At 67.7% G+C, this 15,705-nt stretch carries 18 protein-coding genes; 9 read left to right on the top strand and 9 right to left on the bottom strand.

The window, feature by feature from the left end; all coding sequences use genetic code 11:
* Nucleotides 1-27: 27 nt before the first annotated feature.
* Genes purQ through purC form a run of 3 tightly spaced genes read right to left on the bottom strand, consistent with a single transcriptional unit; the run spans nucleotide 28 to nucleotide 1,706 of the window.
* Entirely contained in the window at nucleotides 28-696 is a 669-nt protein-coding gene (gene purQ / locus LRP66_RS13085; protein ID WP_230483041.1) for a phosphoribosylformylglycinamidine synthase subunit PurQ, read from the bottom strand.
* The gene (gene purS / locus LRP66_RS13080) at nucleotides 696-926 is read right to left on the bottom strand and encodes a phosphoribosylformylglycinamidine synthase subunit PurS (RefSeq protein WP_175313981.1); all 231 of its coding nucleotides are present in this window, start codon (nucleotides 924-926) and stop codon (nucleotides 696-698) included. The genes purQ and purS overlap by 1 nt, the downstream gene beginning before the upstream one ends.
* Nucleotides 927-1,706 carry a phosphoribosylaminoimidazolesuccinocarboxamide synthase gene (gene purC, locus LRP66_RS13075; protein ID WP_007405170.1) on the bottom strand — a complete coding sequence of 260 codons (780 nt, stop codon included), beginning with the start codon at nucleotides 1,704-1,706 and terminating at the stop codon, nucleotides 927-929. It lies immediately after the preceding gene.
* A 311-nt stretch (nucleotides 1,707-2,017) separates the two neighbouring features.
* On the opposite strand from purC, the gene LRP66_RS13070 reads away from it, so the two are divergent.
* Nucleotides 2,018-2,407 (top strand): hypothetical protein, encoded by a 390-nt coding sequence (locus tag LRP66_RS13070; protein ID WP_230483040.1) that lies wholly within the window; start codon nucleotides 2,018-2,020, stop codon nucleotides 2,405-2,407.
* A gap of 106 nt (nucleotides 2,408-2,513) precedes the next feature.
* Here LRP66_RS13070 and LRP66_RS13065 read toward each other — a convergent pair whose 3' ends face one another.
* The gene (locus LRP66_RS13065; RefSeq protein ID WP_230483039.1) at nucleotides 2,514-2,924 is read right to left on the bottom strand and encodes a MarR family winged helix-turn-helix transcriptional regulator; all 411 of its coding nucleotides are present in this window, start codon (nucleotides 2,922-2,924) and stop codon (nucleotides 2,514-2,516) included.
* Nucleotides 2,925-2,977: 53 nt separating this feature from the next.
* Here LRP66_RS13065 and LRP66_RS13060 point away from each other — a divergent pair, with 53 nt between their 5' ends.
* The 3 genes from LRP66_RS13060 to LRP66_RS13050 all read left to right on the top strand — a co-directional run bounded on the left by LRP66_RS13060 (nucleotide 2,978) and on the right by LRP66_RS13050 (nucleotide 8,842).
* Nucleotides 2,978-4,759 (top strand): chloride channel protein, encoded by a 1,782-nt coding sequence (locus LRP66_RS13060; protein ID WP_230483038.1) that lies wholly within the window; start codon nucleotides 2,978-2,980, stop codon nucleotides 4,757-4,759.
* A 48-nt stretch (nucleotides 4,760-4,807) separates the two neighbouring features.
* Nucleotides 4,808-7,060 carry a DNA topoisomerase IV subunit A gene (parC, locus tag LRP66_RS13055; RefSeq protein WP_230483037.1) on the top strand — a complete coding sequence of 751 codons (2,253 nt, stop codon included), beginning with the start codon at nucleotides 4,808-4,810 and terminating at the stop codon, nucleotides 7,058-7,060.
* Between the two features lie 189 nt (nucleotides 7,061-7,249).
* On the top strand, nucleotides 7,250-8,842 hold the full coding sequence (locus LRP66_RS13050) for a putative bifunctional diguanylate cyclase/phosphodiesterase (protein WP_230483036.1): 1,593 nt from the start codon (nucleotides 7,250-7,252) through the stop codon (nucleotides 8,840-8,842).
* Here LRP66_RS13050 and LRP66_RS13045 read toward each other — a convergent pair.
* From LRP66_RS13045 to LRP66_RS13030, 4 genes are read right to left on the bottom strand one after another with little or no spacing between them, the layout of a single operon-like run.
* On the bottom strand, nucleotides 8,833-9,993 hold the full coding sequence (locus LRP66_RS13045; protein ID WP_230483052.1) for a CCA tRNA nucleotidyltransferase: 1,161 nt from the start codon (nucleotides 9,991-9,993) through the stop codon (nucleotides 8,833-8,835). The two genes, LRP66_RS13050 and LRP66_RS13045, sit on opposite strands and share 10 nt — an antisense overlap.
* A complete protein-coding gene (locus LRP66_RS13040) occupies nucleotides 9,981-10,574 on the bottom strand; it encodes a CoA pyrophosphatase (RefSeq protein WP_230483035.1) in 594 nt (197 codons plus the stop codon). The genes LRP66_RS13045 and LRP66_RS13040 overlap by 13 nt, the downstream gene beginning before the upstream one ends.
* Nucleotides 10,571-11,143, bottom strand: coding sequence for a DUF1285 domain-containing protein (locus tag LRP66_RS13035; RefSeq protein WP_230483034.1), 573 nt, complete (start codon nucleotides 11,141-11,143; stop codon nucleotides 10,571-10,573). The genes LRP66_RS13040 and LRP66_RS13035 overlap by 4 nt, the downstream gene beginning before the upstream one ends.
* 48 nt (nucleotides 11,144-11,191) lie before the next feature.
* A complete protein-coding gene (locus LRP66_RS13030; protein WP_230483033.1) occupies nucleotides 11,192-11,710 on the bottom strand; it encodes a GNAT family N-acetyltransferase in 519 nt (172 codons plus the stop codon).
* Nucleotides 11,711-11,825: 115 nt separating this feature from the next.
* Between LRP66_RS13030 and LRP66_RS13025 the strand changes: the two genes are divergently transcribed.
* Nucleotides 11,826-12,194: a dihydroneopterin aldolase gene (locus tag LRP66_RS13025; protein ID WP_230483032.1), complete on the top strand. Its 369-nt coding sequence runs from the start codon at nucleotides 11,826-11,828 to the stop codon at nucleotides 12,192-12,194.
* Between the two features lie 5 nt (nucleotides 12,195-12,199).
* Nucleotides 12,200-12,502, top strand: a complete 303-nt coding sequence (locus LRP66_RS13020) for a Rossmann fold domain-containing protein (protein ID WP_230483031.1) — start codon at nucleotides 12,200-12,202, stop codon at nucleotides 12,500-12,502.
* Here the strand turns inward: LRP66_RS13020 and LRP66_RS13015 are convergent.
* Entirely contained in the window at nucleotides 12,478-13,371 is an 894-nt protein-coding gene (locus tag LRP66_RS13015; RefSeq protein WP_230483030.1) for a hypothetical protein, read from the bottom strand. The two genes, LRP66_RS13020 and LRP66_RS13015, sit on opposite strands and share 25 nt — an antisense overlap.
* A 215-nt stretch (nucleotides 13,372-13,586) precedes the next feature.
* On the opposite strand from LRP66_RS13015, the gene LRP66_RS13010 reads away from it, so the two are divergent.
* The 3 genes from LRP66_RS13010 (at nucleotide 13,587) to LRP66_RS13000 (ending at nucleotide 15,690) form a co-directional block, all read left to right on the top strand.
* A complete protein-coding gene (locus tag LRP66_RS13010) occupies nucleotides 13,587-14,267 on the top strand; it encodes an energy transducer TonB (protein WP_230483029.1) in 681 nt (226 codons plus the stop codon).
* A gap of 51 nt (nucleotides 14,268-14,318) precedes the next feature.
* Nucleotides 14,319-15,116, top strand: a complete 798-nt coding sequence (locus tag LRP66_RS13005; protein WP_230483028.1) for a MotA/TolQ/ExbB proton channel family protein — start codon at nucleotides 14,319-14,321, stop codon at nucleotides 15,114-15,116.
* A gap of 100 nt (nucleotides 15,117-15,216) precedes the next feature.
* The gene (locus LRP66_RS13000) at nucleotides 15,217-15,690 is read left to right on the top strand and encodes an ExbD/TolR family protein (RefSeq protein WP_230483027.1); all 474 of its coding nucleotides are present in this window, start codon (nucleotides 15,217-15,219) and stop codon (nucleotides 15,688-15,690) included.
* Nucleotides 15,691-15,705 lie beyond the last annotated feature (15 nt).

Genomic DNA, 15,705 nt, shown 5'->3' with positions numbered 1-15,705 from the left:
CAAGCGGAGCTTGGGGAGGATCGGGGGTTACGCCCCCACCATCTCCAGCAGGCCCTCGAATAACCGGCGGCCATGGTCGCCGCCATGGGCGGCTTCGATGCGGCGTTCGGGGTGGGGCATCATGCCCAGCACGTTGCGGCGCTCGTTCAGCACGCCCGCGATGTTGCGCGCCGAACCGTTGACGTCCTCGGCATAGCGGAACGCCACGCGGCCTTCGCCTTCGAGGCGGTCGAGCGTGTCGGTGTCGGCGAAGTAATTGCCGTCATGATGCGCGACCGGGATACGGATCGTCTCGCCCTGTCCGTACAGGCGGGTGAAGCCGCTGTCGGTGTTGGCGACCTCCAGATCGACGTCGCGGCACACGAAGTTGAGCGAGCGGTTACGCATGAGCGCGCCGGGCAGCAGCCCGGTTTCGGCCAGCACCTGGAACCCGTTGCACACGCCGAACACCGGCGTGCCCTTGTCCGCCTGCTCGACGACCGCGCGCATGATCGGCGAGCGCGCCGCGATCGCGCCGCAGCGCAGGTAATCGCCATAGGAGAAGCCGCCCGGCACGCCGATCAGCCCCAGCCCCTCGGGCAGTTCGCTGTCGCCATGCCAGACCATGGTCGGCTTGACGCCCGTCACCGCCTCCAGCGCGACAGCGAGGTCGCGGTCGCAGTTCGAGCCGGGAAAGACAATGACGGCGGTCTTCATCAGGCGCGCTCCACCCGGTAATTCTCGATCACGGTGTTGGCGAGCAACTGGCGGCACATCTCGTCGATCTGCGCGTCGGTCGTCTCGTCGGCGACCTGCATCTCGATCAGCTTGCCCGCGCGCACGTCGTCGACGCCCGCGAAGCCGAGGCTGCCCAGCGCGTGCTGGATCGCCTTGCCCTGCGGATCGAGCACGCCGGGCTTCAGGGTCACGAAAATCTTGAGCTTCATTTACTTGCCCCGGCTCTTGCGGTGTTCTTCCAGGTCGAGGACGGCGGTGTCGCCCCCCTCGGGCAGCAGGCCCAGACGGCGCGCCACTTCCTGATAGGCCTCGACCTCGCCGCCGAGATCCCGGCGGAAGCGGTCCTTGTCCAGCTTCTCGTTGGTGGTCATGTCCCACAGGCGGCAGCCATCGGGGCTGATCTCGTCGGCCAGGATGATCCGACCGAAGTCGTTGTCCCAGATGCGGCCGAATTCCAGCTTGAAGTCGACCAGACGGATGCCGATCGCGGCGAACATGCCCGAAAGGAAGTCGTTCACGCGGATCGCCAGGTCGGCGATGTCGTGCATCTCTTCCTGGCTGGCCCAGCCGAAGCAGGCGATATGCTCGTCGGTGACCATCGGGTCGCCCAGCGCATCGTCCTTGTAATAATATTCGATGATCGTGCGGGGCAGCTTCACGCCCTCTTCGATGCCGAGCCGCTTGGACAGCGAGCCCGCCGCGACGTTGCGCACCACGACCTCGATCGGCACGATCTCGACCTGGCGGATCAGCTGTTCGCGCATGTTCAGGCGGCGGATGAAATGGGTCGGAACGCCGATATGGTCCAGCATGGTGAAGACATGCTCGGAGATACGGTTGTTCAGCACGCCCTTGCCGTTGATCGTGCCCTTCTTCTGGGCATTGAACGCGGTGGCGTCGTCCTTGAAATACTGGATCAGCGTGCCGGGCTCGGGGCCCTCGTACAGGATCTTGGCCTTGCCTTCGTAGATTTGGCGGCGGCGAGCCATGCGGCGGTCCCCTGAAATGAGTACAGCCCCGGCGCCCCCATGCTGAGGCCCGAGGCGGGATGGCGCGGCCTATAATGGATGCGGTGCGGCGGCGCAATGGAAGCGTGCGTGGCGGCGCGAGGCCTTTCGGGGTGCCGCCCAATGGCTTGCCGGTTGGAATTGCTGCGAAAGTTCGCAAGGTTACGTCAATGTCATCGGGTTGATATGATGAACAGGAATTTGATGCTGCATGAAAAAATCGTAAGGTGCAAAGTATAGGAAACCGATCATCAAAGTTGTGGGTTCTGATCGTGCTTGCAAAGGAGGTAGTCATGAACAAGCTGATGATCGGTGTTGTTGGTGGGGCTCTGATGCTGACGGCGGGTACTGCGGTGGCCCGGCCGATGCATATGGCGCAACAGGCGCAGGTCTGGGAACAGGCGCGCGTCCCGCTCGCCAACGGTATGGAAGCCATCGCGGTGGTGAAGAACGGCGCCACGGAGCGCACGGTCGCCTGCCGCGACACGGCGGACGTGCTCGCCACCTTCCGTCCCGAAGTCGTCGCCTTCCAGCCGGTCCGTGGACCGCATGGCAAGGTGAAGACCGATGAGGAAGTCGCCGGGGTCGAAACCTTCACCCCCGTCGCCTTCCAGAACTGCACGGTGGCCGCTGGCGATCACTTCCAGCAGGATGTGACCCAGGCCCAGGCGAACCAGGCCTGATCCAAGGGCCGTTCGCCGGACATGAAGCGGGCGCGATGAGAATCGCGCCCGCTTTTGATTTTGGGTCGAAAAACTCCTCCCCTGCGAGGGGAGGAATCATGCTCGATCAGAGTTCGGACAGCATCTCGACCAGCAGGGGCCGCAACCTGCGCAGTTCCGCGCGGTGGGCGAGGGCGAGGGTCGCGATCGTCTCGGCGCCCCGGTCGGTCAGTACGACCGGCACGCGCCGCCGGTCCGTTCCCCGATCGCGCTGGACCAGCCCCGACTTTTCCAGCCGGTCGACCAGCCCCGACGCACTGTGCGGGCGCAGGCGCAGATGCTCGGCCAGTTCGCCGATCAGCAGCGCGCGGTCGGGCGCGGCGCGCAAGGCCAGCAACGCCTGATGCTGTTGCGCGGTGATGCCCGCGTCTGCCGCCGCCTCTTCGCTGAACGACAGGAAGGTGCGGAGCTGTCGGCGGAACCCGGCAAGGGCGCGGTAATCCCGGTCGCTGATCGGATCGTCCATGCGGTCGCCCATGCCACAAATCATCGCTCTTGAGAAATATCGTAATGCGATATATTGGCGCGGCCATGACGTCATCCCGCGCCCTGCCGCTGCCCGCTCCCATGGTCCGACTCGCCGACCATAGTGCCGACCGGCGCATGGTCGCGCTGGCGATGGCGGCGCTGGTCATCGGCACGGGCGGGGCGGTGGCGGCCTGGGTGCTGCTGAAGCTGATCGCGCTGGCGACGAATATCGGCTGGTACGGCCAGTTTTCCTTCGCGCCCGTCGCGATCGGCCCGGCGGCGCAAGGCTGGCGGACGCTGGCGGTGCCGGTGGTCGGCAGCCTCGTCATCGGCCTGATGGCGCGGTTCGGGTCGGATAAGATTCGCGGCCACGGCATCCCCGAAGCGATCGAGGCCATCCTGTTCGGTCAGAGCCGCTTGTCGCCAAAGGTCGCGGTGCTGAAGCCCTTGTCCGCCGCCGTCTCGATCGGGTCGGGCGGGCCGTTCGGTGCGGAGGGACCGATCATCATGACCGGCGGCGCGATCGGCTCGCTGCTGGCGCAATGCTTTCACCTGAGCGCATCGGAGCGCAAGACCCTGCTGGTCGCGGGCGCGGCCGCGGGGATGACGGCGATCTTCGGCACCCCCTTTGCCGCGATGCTGCTGGGCGTCGAGGTGCTGCTGTTCGAGTGGAAGCCGCGCAGCTTCGTGCCGGTCGCGGTCGCCGCGCTGACCGCGATCGCCTGGCGGCCCTGGCTGATCGGGGCGGGGCCGATGTTTCCGCTGCCCATGACGCTGTCCTATGATGCGGCGGCGCTGGTCGGAGCAGTGGCGCTGGGGCTGGGTGTCGGCGCGATTGCGTCGGGCCTGTCCTGGGCGCTCTATCGGATCGAGGACGGCTTTCACGGCCTGCCGGTCCATTGGATGTGGTGGCCCGCCATCGGTGCGGTGGCGGTCGGCATCGGTGGCATGATCGACCCGCGCGTGCTGGGCGCAGGCTATGACAATATCCAGGCTTTGCTGCTCGGCTCGATGGTGGTGAAGGCGATCCTGCTGCTGCTGATCGTCAAGGCGGTGGTATGGCTGATCGCGTTGGGATCGGGCACGTCGGGCGGCATTCTTGCGCCGCTGCTGATGTTGGGCGGGGCGTTGGGGGCGCTGGCGGGACATGCGCTGCCCGGTGGAGTGCCGCTCTATGCGCTGGCGGGGATGGCCGCGATGATGAGCGCGTCGATGCGCGCGCCGCTGACCGCGTCGATCTTCGCGGTCGAACTGACCGGGCGGTTCGATGCGTTGCCGGTGACGGCGGCGGCGAGCGTGGCGGCCTATGCCATCGCGGTGCTGGTGCTGCGCCGGTCGATCCTGACCGAGAAGATCGCCCGGCGGGGCCGCCATCTGAGCCAGGAATATGCCGTCGACCCCCTGAGCCTGGTCCGGGTGGCGCAGATCATGACGCCCACGCCTGCCACCCTGCCCGCGACGATGACGGTGAACGAGGCGGCAGGTTTCTTCGCCGATGCCGATCACCGCGCCTATCCGGTGGTGGACGGCGAGGGGCGGCCGGTCGGCCTGGTGTCGCGCGCGGATGCGCTGCGCTGGTTCGACGCGCCGCCGGAGATCGGAGCGACGCTGCGCGAGGTCGTGTCGGACGCCGCGTTGCCCCTGGTGTCGCCCGAATGGCCGGTCGACCGCGCCGCGGAGCGGATGCTGGCGGAGGATGTGGACCGCCTGTCGGTGGTCGACGCGCAGGGCGTGCTGGTCGGCCTGCTGGCGCGGCGCGATCTGCTGCGCGCGCGGTCGGGCTGGCTGAGCGACGAACAGGACAAGCGACGCTTCGCCACCATGGGCCGATCGTTCCCGGTTTGATCTCCCTGATTGCCCCGGCCCCGCGGGCTTGCTAGAAGCTGGGCTTCCATGGCGATCGATCTCCGCGACAATCCTCCCGTCGGCATATTGGATGCCCCCTTCGACAGCGCCCTGTCGGAGCGGTATCTGGTCTATGCGCTGTCCACGATCACCGCGCGCTCGCTGCCCGATGTCCGCGACGGGCTGAAGCCGGTTCACCGGCGGCTGCTCTGGGCGATGCGGCTGCTCAAGCTCGATCCCGCTTCCGGCTACAAGAAGTGCGCGCGTGTCGTCGGCGACGTGATCGGCAAATATCACCCGCATGGCGACCAGTCGGTCTATGACGCGATGGTCCGCCTGGCGCAGGATTTCGCGCTGCGATACCCGCTGGTCGACGGGCAGGGCAATTTCGGCAATATCGACGGCGATAACGCCGCCGCCTATCGTTATACCGAAGCGCGGCTGACCCAGGTCGCGATCGACCTGATGGACGGGCTGGACGAGGACGCGGTCGCCTATCGCCCGACCTATAATGGCGAAGAGCAGGAGCCGGAGCTGTTCCCCGGCCTGTTCCCCAATTTGCTGGCCAACGGGGCGAGTGGCATCGCGGTCGGCATGGCGACCAGCATCCCGCCGCACAATGCCGCCGAGTTGCTGGAGGCCGCGATCCTGCTGGTCGATCGGCCCGACGCCGATGACGACGCGATCCTGGCGCTGGTCAAGGGGCCCGACTTTCCGACGGGTGGGATCGTCGTCGACGCGCCCGCGATCCTGCGCGAAAGCTATACCACCGGCCGGGGCGGCTTCCGCGTCCGTGCACGCTTCGAGATCGAACGCGAGAAGGGCGGCGGCTGGCAGATCGTCGTCAGCGAAATCCCCTACGGCGTCGCCAAGGGCAAGCTGATCGAACAGATCGCGACGCTCATCAACGACAAGAAGCTGCCGATCCTGGCCGATGTCCGCGACGAATCGGATGCGCAGGTCCGCATCGTGCTGGAGCCGCGGTCGCGCACCGTCGATCCGCAGGTGCTGATGGACGGGCTGTTCCGCTTCTCCGATCTGGAAACGCGGGTCAGCCTGAACCTCAACGTCCTCGACAAGGACCGCACCCCGCGCGTCATGAGCTTGCGCGACGCGCTGGCCGCCTGGGTCGAGCATCAGTTCGTGGTGCTGCGCAGGCGTTCCGAACACCGGCTGGGCAAGATCGCCGACCGGATCGAGCTGCTCGACGGCTATCTGGTCGCCTATCTGAACCTCGACCGCGTGATCGAGATCATCCGCACCGAGGACGAGCCCAAGGCGGTGATGATCGCGGAATTCCGCCTGACCGACCGTCAGGCCGAAGCGATCCTCAACATGCGGCTCCGCTCGCTCCGGCGGCTGGAGGAGTTCGAGATTCGCGGCGAGCGCGACAAGCTCGACAAGGAACGCGAGCAACTTACCCTGTTGCTCGGTTCCGAAGCGCGGCAGCGGACGCGGATGAAGAAGGATCTCGCCAGGATCCGCGACCGCTACGGCCCGGAGACCGTGCTGGGCGCGCGTCGCACATTGATCGAAGAGGCGGCGCCGACCCGCGACATTCCGCTCGAAGCGATGATCGAGCGTGAGCCGATCACCGTCATCCTGTCGCAGCGCGGCTGGATCCGCGCGATGAAGGGGCATGTCGACCTCGCCTCCGCCGATACCGCCAAGTTCAAGGAGGGCGATGGCCCCGCCTTCGCCTTCCACGCCCAGACGACCGACAAGCTGTTGCTGGCGGCGGCGAACGGGCGGTTCTTCACGCTGGCCGCCGACAAGCTGCCCGGCGGGCGCGGGTTCGGTGAGCCGGTGCGCGCGATGATCGATCTTGACGGATCGATCGGCATCGTCGGCTTCCTGCCGGTCGCACGCGCGGCCAAGCTGCTCGTCGCGGCGTCGGACGGGCGCGGCTTCATCGTGCCGGCCGCCGACACGATCGCGGAGACGCGAAAGGGCAAGACGGTGCTGACCCCGCGCGCCGGTGCCACGCTGAAGGTCGTGCGGCCGGTGTCGGCGGAGCATGACTATGTGGCGGCGATCGGCGACAACCGGAAATTGCTGGTCTTCCCGCTGACCGAGTTCGTCGAGCTGTCGCGCGGCACCGGCGTCCAGCTCCAGCGCTATCGCGACGGTGGGCTGTCGGATGCGACGACCTTCGTGTTCAAGGACGGATTGAGCTGGACGATGGGCGGCGAGAGCGGACGGGTGCGGACCGAGACCGATCTGTCGGCGTGGCGGACGGCGCGCGGCGCGGCGGGGCGGATGCCGCCGACCGGCTTCCCGCGCGACAATCGGTTCGATTGAGCAGGGCAGGGGGCGGGCTGGCTCGTCCCCTCCGACTTCGGAACCGAAAGTCGGACTTAATGACAATCGCTTTTAGGCGGTTTTAACATTCGCCCGTTAGAACAACGGGAAATGGCTTCGATCGCATATCCTGCGCAACGCCCTTCGACGCGAAGTTTCGCGTCGCTGACGTCCTGCGCGATCGAGATCATGGCGATCCCGGCGGCCGAGCTGCGCCTGTTCGACGGCCGTCTGATCGTTGCCGCCGCCAATGACGCCTATCGCCGCGCCGGGCTGGACGAGCATCGTGCCCAGTCGTTGCTGACCAGCGAGCTGGCGCAGCGGGTGATCGCGCTTCTCGATTCGGACCACAAGTCGGTCGAGTTCCCGCTGCAACTGGGTGACGTGATCGACTGCCGGTATTTCCAGGCGACCCTGACCCGCTCGGCCGAGGGGCAGATGGACGCCTGCGTGCTGATGCTGGTCGACCATACCGCGCAGCATCATACCGAGCGCAGCCTTCGTCGCGAGATGACGACCGACAGCCTGACCGGACTGCCCAATCGGCAGGGGTTCGGCGACCTGATCGAATCGATGATGGCGACGGGACAGCGTCATGCCGTACTGGTCATCGATCTCAACCGCTTCGGGCGGCTGAATGCCTGCATGGGCTCGCTGGTCGGTGACGAGCTGCTCATCACCGTGGCGCGGCGCGTGAAGGGGGCGCTTCGCTCCCGCGACTCGATCGGCCGGATCGGCGGCAACGAGTTCGGCATCCTGATGATGATGGACGGCAGCGAGGATGAGGCGCACATCCTGGCCGATCGCATCGACCGCGCCATGCGTGCGCCCTTCCGGCTGACCGATTACGAGGTCAATGTCGAGGCGTCGGTCGGCATCGCCTTCAACGAGGGGCCGGACGGCGACGCCGAAGAGCTGATCCGCCACGCGCAGTTCGCCGTGAAGCATGCCAAGACGGCGGGACGCACCGAAACCTATCACCCCCAGGCCTTCACCATCGCGCGTGCGCAGTTCGCGATGGAAACCGCGCTTCGCCGCGCGATCGAAAACGACGGGCTCCACCTCGCCTATCAGCCGATCTGCGACCTCGCCACCGGTCGAACGGTCTCCTTCGAGGCGCTGGCGCGCTGGATCGACGTGGATGGCCAAAGCCATTCGCCGACGGAATTCATTCCGGTCGCCGAGGAATCGGGGCTGATCGTACCGCTCGGCCGCTGGGCGGTGCACGAGGCGCTGAGCCAGCTGGCGGCCTGGGACCGGGCGGCGGGCGGCGATTGCGGCGTTCGCATGTCGGTCAACGTCTCGGCGATCCAGCTACAGCGCGACGATATTCCGTCGGTGATCGAGGCGGCACTGGCGCAGGCGGGCATTGCGGGCGAGCGGTTGACGCTCGAGCTGACCGAAAGCGCGATCGTCGGCGATCCCGACCGGGTGACCGCGATCATGAAGGCGCTGAAGGCGCTGGGCACGACGATCGCGATGGACGATTTCGGCACCGGCTATTCCAGCCTCGCCTATCTGCAAAAGCTGCCGATCGACGTACTGAAGATCGACCGCAGCTTCATCGGCGGGATGCTGGCGGACCGCGACAAGATCGCGATCGTCCGCGCGATCCTCGGCCTGGGGCAGGCGCTGGGGATGCAGACGACCGCCGAGGGGATCGAGGCGGTGGAACTGGGGCAAACGCTGGCGGCGCTGGGCTGCACCTATGGCCAGGGCTATTATTATGCCCGCCCGCTCGATCCCGACGCCGCCTTCGCGATGATCGCGCGTCAGGTCTGAGCCACCGCCGCGTCCGCCATCTCGGCAACCCGCGCTGCGTCGGGAAAGCCCTCCGCGATCCACTGACGTTCCACCTGGCGCAGCAGCTTGGCGACTTCCGGCCCCTTGCCGATGCCACGCGCGACCAAGGCGCCACCGGTCAGCGGCAGGCTGGGCGGGGTCCAGTCGCGGATCGCATCGACCGGCTCGCCCGCCAGCAGCAGCCGGTCGACGGCGCCCCCTGTTCCGACACGGTAGGCGAGTGCGCGCGGCCCTTCGTCCCCCGGCCCCGCGGTCGCCGCGATCAGGCGCTTGCGATCGACATTGGACAGCTTCAGCCGCGCACCGACCGACTCGGCGGCATCCGGGGGCAGCAGCGCGGCGAGGCGGCGTATCGCATCGGGGACGATCCCGGCCTGCGCCTCTCGCGCGGCGAGGGCGGCCAGGCGATCGGCGCCGCCGCCATCGATCTCCGGGATCACCGCGCGGAAAATCCCGCGTTCGACCATCAGGGCGATCACCGGCACCGCACGGTCCGCGACCAGCAGCTTGAGCAGTTCGGCGGCGATCCGCTCCCGCGACAGGGCCATCAGGTCGTTGGCGCGCCGCGTGCACGCCTCCAGCCCGGCTTCGTCCACCGTCTGGCCGAAGCGGGCATGGAAGCGGAAGAAGCGCAGGATGCGCAAATGATCCTCCGCGATCCGTTGCAACGGGTCGCCGATGAAGCGAACGCGCCCCGCCTTCAGGTCGTCGACGCCGCCGAAATAGTCGAACAGTTCGCCGGTCGCGGGGTCTGCATAGAGCGCGTTCATCGTGAAATCCCGCCGCGCGGCATCCTCGCGCCAGTCGTCGGTGAACGCGACCACGGCATGGCGACCGTCGGTCGAGACGTCGCGGCGCAGGGTCGTCACCTCGATCGGCCCATCCGGCAGCACCGCGGTGATCGTGCCGTGCGCGATGCCGGTGGGTACGGGCTTGTGACCGCCTTCGCGCACCCGCTCGATCACCGTCTCGGGCGAGAGGGGGGTGGCGAGGTCGATATCGGCGACCGCCAGGCCGAGCAGCGTGTCGCGTACCGCGCCACCCACGAAGCGCGCGTCCAGCCGCCGGGCGAGATCGATCAGATCGCGGCGGTCGGCCCAGGGGGCGGTCGCCGGGTTCAGGCCGACCATTGCAGCCGCCGTGACAGGTTGACGATCATTGCCGCTGTCGCGCCCCAGATGCGCCGGTCGTTCCATAATATCTCGTAGAAATGGCGGGTGCGGCCGCGCCACGGCGCGCTGACCCGGTGGTGATGGGCAGGGTCGAGCAGGAACGCCAGCGGCACCTCGAACAGGTCGGCGACCTCGCCCTCGGCGGCGCGAAGCGTCAGGTCGGGCGGGATGACGCCCAGCACCGGCGTCACCTCGAACCCCGTGACGGTGCGATAGCGGTCGGCCAGCCCGATCACCGTCACCGCGTCGGGGTGGAGGCCGATCTCCTCCTCCGCTTCGCGAAGCGCGGTGGCGACCAGATCGACGTCGCCGGGGTCGGCGCGACCGCCGGGGAAGGCGATTTGCCCGGCATGGTTGCGCAGCGTCTCGGTCCGCTGGGTCAGGACAACGCCGGGGTCGGCGCGATCGGTGACGGGGACCAGGACGGCGGCGGCGGTCGGCGGCGCCGTCATCTCATGCGGTTCGACTCCGTCGCCGGTCAGCAACGCGGCGGCGGGAATGCGCGCCATCGCCTGTGCCAGCCTTTCGGCCAGCGTCATGCCGTGGCCGTGCCCGTCAGCGGGAAGAAGGCGCCGTCGCTCCACACGCCGGGGACATCATCGTCACCGACCAGCGCGCGCTCCGCCAGTTCGTAATAGACCGGCCGCGCGATCAGCGCCTCCAGCCCGTCGCGCACCTGGAGATAGGGGCGGGGGCCATCCTCCCCCTCGACAAAGCGCAAGGGGTGTTCGGGGCCGGCGGCGACCAGATCGCCGGTGTTGAGCTGGAACACCAATCGGCCGTTCTGCCCTTGCCCTTCGGCCTTCAGCGTGGTGGCGACGAAGGCGGCATCCTCGACCGCGATGTCGAGCTTCTCGACCGGCGTGACCAGGACATGGCGGCCATCGGGTTCGCGACGCAGGATGGTGGAGAACAACCGGACCATCGCCGGGCGGGTGATCGGGCTGTCCTGATGAAACCAGGTGCCGTCGCGTGCGATCCGCATCTCGCTGTCGCCGCAATGCGTCGGATGCCAGTGCGCGACCGGCGGCAGCTTTTGCGCCTCCATGGCCTGGACGATTTCGGCGAGGCTGAGCGAGGACAGATCGGGAGGGGGCGCCATTGGCATGATGGCTGTGAGTTAGGGACGGACTCGGCCCAGGTAAAGGCCAGCGGTTCAGCCGCGTTCCGGATCGGGACCCAGGACCCCAGCGACGGTGGGCACATCGTCGCCGCGCGCCAGCAGCCGATGCCGCTCGACCGGGCCCGGCAGCCGCCAATCGGCGGTGCGCTCCGACGTGAAGCCGAAGAAGCGGCCATAATATTCCGGGTCGCCGATCAGCATGAGCGCCCGGTCGAGCCCGAGCGCGGAGGCGCGGGCAAGCATATGGCCGAGCAGCCGACGACCGATCCCGCCCTGCTGCTGCTCGGGCGTGACGGCGACCGGGCCGACCATGATCAGCGGATGGATGACGCCGTCGTCGCCGGTCAGCGCGACCGGCCAGCATTGGATCGACCCGATCAGCGTGTCGCCATCCAGCGCGGCGAAGCAGAGTGCCGCGATCGGCGTGACGCTGCCGCGCACCTTGTAGGCGGTACGCGCCTGCCGCCCCGGCGGAAAGGCGCGGTCCAGCAGCGCCTCGACCGCAGCGGGTTCGACCGCGTCGAGCGGGGCGAGAACGGTGGTGACGGTCACGGGGGCGGTGGTCCGGTGGCGGGAAGGGGACGCGCGCCCTTAGCGCGCCCGCCGCGCGATGCAAGCTTTCCCTGACGCTTTCCCTAAGCGCACGCGCTCTGCTAGAGGCGCGGTCATGGAAGACCGTCTCCAGCTCGAAGTCCACGACCTCGAAGTCCAGGTGCTGACCGGCATCTATTCCGAGGAAACCCATCTGCCGCAGCCGCTGCGTATCTCGCTGACCGTCGATCTCGACTGTCCGGCGCGGTACACGCCCGACAGCCCGCTGACCGAGTCGAAGAATTATCTCGACCTGAAGCACGCCGCGACCGCGCTGCCCGACGACGTCCACTTCACCCTGATAGAGGGGGTCGCCGATCATATCTGCGACACGCTCTTCCTTCAGGACAAGCGCGTGCGCCGGGTGCAGGTGAAGATCGTCAAGCTGGCGATCGCCGAGGACGGCGAGGCGATCGGCATCACGCTGGTCCGCCACCGGCGCTGATCGGCATGGCGTTCAGCCGGTCGGCGGCGCGGCGGATCGACGTGGCGCCCGACGGGGACGTCGCGGCGGTCGTGGCCGCCCATCCGGGCGTGGACCTGGTACTGGTCCTGCTGGCGGGGCGCGACCCGGTCGCGCAGGCGATGGCGGAAGCGGCCATCGCACCGCTCGCGATCGCCGCCGCCCCCGCCGCGCGGATCAATGCCGTCGTCCCGGCCGCTGACGCCCGGCCGGACGCGGTGGCGGCGGTGGTCGCCTATCTTGCCGCCGCCCATGCGGTCACGGGTCAGCTCGTCGCGGTCGGAACCTGACGCTCGCGGCTGCAGGGGCCGAGCTTCTGCAGGACGAAACGATAATCGTCGCGCGCCGCCTGGGCATCCTCGGGCGACAGCGACGCCGTGCTATGGTCGGGCAGCGATTCCGGCAGCGCACAGGCGAGCCTGTACCACAACAGCGTATCGCGGGCCGGGGGCGCGGCGGATTCGTCGACGATCTCGCTCAAAGCCACGGCATAGCGGCGCTCCTCGCCGGGGCGGCGCAGCACCGACAGCGACACCGGGCGGTTGTTCGCGGTGGTCAGGAAGATCTGCGTCTCGCCCTCGCCCGGCAGGCTGCCCGCGACATAGAAGGCGTTGCCCACCCCGGTGATGACCGGCGGCGCATCGGGCGACAGCGCGTCGCGCGCGATGCTACGGCTGCGCTGCTCGGTATCGGGCGTCCAGGGCAATTGCGCATCGGGCGCGACGAGCTGGAGCTGGTCGGCGGCGTTCGGCACGCGGCGGGCATAGACGAGCACGCGCATCTTCTTCAGCTTCGGTGCGCGACCACGCGCATCAGTGCCCGCATCGAACAGATAGCCGACCCGCGCGGGCAGCCCGCCCGCGCCCCGGATCAACGTCCCGACATCCGCTTCCACATAAAAACGTTGATGTCCCGGCGCGACGCCCGCCGCCTCCGCGCCCTTGATCGCGGTCGCCGAGCGGATCGTCACGTCGGCGATGACGGGCGCCGACAGCACCAGGTCGGCGAGGTCGGCATAACCCGGGCCTGTTTGCGCTACCATCGAATCGCCCGCGCGAACCGAGGGGCGGGTGGCGACCTGTGCCGAAACGGGGGTGACGAGAGCGGGAATCGCCAGCGTCAAGACGCAAGCGCGAATGGCGTGGGACAACGGATTCATCGCTTTGGGCTACTCCTTCGTGCATTAACGGTACAGAAATAATTTCGTCATGTCCCGGTTGTACGTTTATTACGTCCGACAAACTGATTGCGCCGTGCCAGCCGTCGCGATAGGGTCCAAGGCTCTGCCGCATGCCGTAAGAGCATGGCAGGAGTTTCCCACGTCCCCACGCTACGGCGAGGCGAAACTGGCAGACTGAGGAGTTTCGTTGCTGAATGGCCTATACTGACCAGAAGATGTCCGGGGGCAAGGTGGTCGCGATCGTTATCGTCGTGCTCATCCATGCTGCCCTGGGCTATGCCTTCGTCACGGGGCTGGCTTACCAGTACGTGAAGAAGGCTACCGAAAAGCTCGACACGTTCAACGTGGAAGAGCCGCCGCCCCCCCCACCGCCGGAAGATCCGCCGCCCCCGCCGCCGGAGCAGCCTAATGTGCCGCCGCCGCCGACCACGGTGGTGACTCCGCCGCCGATCGTGCAGCTGCCGGTGCCCGCACCTGCCGTCACGACGACGTCGGTGATTCCGCTCAGCCAGCCGACGGCCCCGCCGGCGCCGCCCGCCCCGCCGTCTCCGCCTGCTCCGCCGGCGCCGCCTGCGGTATCGAAGGCAGCAGGCCTGCGCGGTAATCCGGGCCAGTATTTCGGTCCCGACGCCTATCCGCCCTCGGCCCAGCGCGAAGGCGCGGAAGGTCGCGTGTCGGCAAAGCTGTCGATCGGCACCGATGGGCGCGTTACCGATTGCTCGATCCTGTCGGGCAGCGGCAACCGGGCCCTGGACGATGCGACGTGCCGGATTTCGAAGGCGCGTGTCCGCTTTACCCCGGCGCAGGACGCCGCCGGTAATCCGGTCGCCTCGTCGTACACGCTTAACATCCGTTGGCAGCTGCCACAGGAATAACGGCTAAAAGCCGATCAAACCCAACGCTTTAGTCAGAGGACCTAACCAACCATGCTCACCACCATCCTCGCCGCGGGCGGCGCAGCGGCCGGTGCCGAAAACCCCTACGGTCTCGGCCAGGCCCTCAAGGAAGGCGGCCTCATCTCGCAGTCGGTGTTCACCATCCTCTGCTTGATGTCGATCGTCTCGTTCTACATCCTGTTCTCGAAGCTGTTCGAGCAGCAGAAGATCATCAACCAGGCGAAGCGCGTCCGTCAGAGCTTCTGGTCGTCGAACTCGCTGCGCGAGGGCTCGGCCAAGCTCGAGAAGAACTCGGCCTACAAGCAGATCGTCGACGACGGTCTGGCCGCTCAGGACCAGCACTCGAAGCTGACCGATCCGGTCGAGGCGCATGACTGGCTGCACGGTTCGCTGGCGCGTTCGGAAGCCGCGATCAACTCGAAGCTGGGTGGCGGTCTCGCCTTCCTCGCGACCGTCGGCGCGACCGCGCCGTTCATCGGTCTGTTCGGTACGGTTATCGGCATCTACCGCGCGCTGATCAAGATCGGCTCGTCGGGCCAGGCCTCGATCGACGCGGTCGCCGGTCCCGTCGGTGAAGCGCTGATCATGACCGCTTTGGGTCTGGTCGTCGCGGTTCCGGCCGTGCTCGCCTACAACTGGCTGCAGCGTCGCAACAAGAGCATCGCGGAAGACCTGTCGTCCTTCTCGAACGACGTGCTGGGCTTCCTGGCCTCGAACGGTGCGGTTCGCCCCGCCACCGCCGGTGCCGCTGCCAAGCCGACCGCCGTCAAGGCGACCCCGGCGACCACGACCGCCGGCCAGGCCGGTGGCGTTCAGACCCGCGCCTGAGCCTGAGGGGGCGGGGACCGGTCCCTCGGGACACGGCCCCGCCACCCACCGCCTCCCCGTTCGGGGCGGCGAAAGAATGCATGGATAGGATAGCTCTCTCATGGCGATGAGCGTTGGCGGTGACTCCGCCGAGAAACCGATGTCGGAGATCAACACGACGCCCCTCGTGGACGTCATGCTGGTGCTCCTCATCATCTTCCTGATCGCGGTTCCGGTCGTGATTCAGACCGTTCCGCTGAAGCTGCCGAACGTCCGCTTCGATCCGACGACGACGAAGCCGGAAAACGTGTCGCTCTCGGTGACCAGCGAGAACGGACAGTGCAAGGTCTATTGGGGTCTCAGCCCCGTGACCTCGGACGAACTGCGCACCCGCGCGGTCGAGAAGCTGAAGGCCGAAGTCGAGCGTCTGGGTGCCAACATCACCCCGGACTCGCTGCCCGAAGCCCATATCCGTGGCGACGTGAATACGCCGTACCGGTGTATCGGCGGCACCATCTACACGATGCAGCAGGCCGGTTTCGCCCGTGTCGGCTTCATCTCCGAGCCGCCCCCCGGCGGCAACCCGCGCGTCTGATCGACGCGGCGGACA

This window comes from Sphingomonas sp. Leaf21 (assembly GCF_916858675.1).
Lineage (GTDB): Bacteria > Pseudomonadota > Alphaproteobacteria > Sphingomonadales > Sphingomonadaceae > Sphingomonas.
This window is presented reverse-complemented; position numbering and strand designations above follow the sequence as displayed.